The 302-nt window shown below is 73.2% G+C and carries 1 protein-coding gene; it reads left to right on the forward strand.

The genetic code is table 11. From position 1 onward, the window contains the following. Positions 1–86 precede the first annotated feature (86 nt). A partial coding sequence (locus JHD62_RS21995) for a hypothetical protein (protein WP_233161171.1) occupies positions 87–302 on the forward strand: 216 nt, incomplete at its 3' end.

Raw genomic sequence — 302 nt, forward strand, 5'->3', positions numbered from 1 at the left:
CTGACAAGCAATACCGGATGCGACTGTGGCGCGGCTTCGCCACTCAGTTGCCAGCCCAGAGCGGCCAGCAAGGATACGGTCAACAATTGCACCACCGCCACCCGGCGCGGGTGGCACTGGCCGGCAACTGTCTCTTATACACATCTCCGAGCCCACGAGACGAACGCAATAATCGCGTATGCCGTCTTCGGCTTGAAAAAGGGGGGGGGGGGGGGGGGGGGGGGGGGGGGGGGGGGGGGGGGGGGGGGGGGGGGGGGGGGGGGGGGGGGGGGGGGGGGGGGGGGGGGGGGGGGGGGGGGGGG

Origin of the sequence: Aquitalea sp. ASV11 (assembly GCF_016429185.1) — a bacterium.
Classification (GTDB): Bacteria; Pseudomonadota; Gammaproteobacteria; order Burkholderiales; family Chromobacteriaceae; genus Aquitalea; species Aquitalea pelogenes.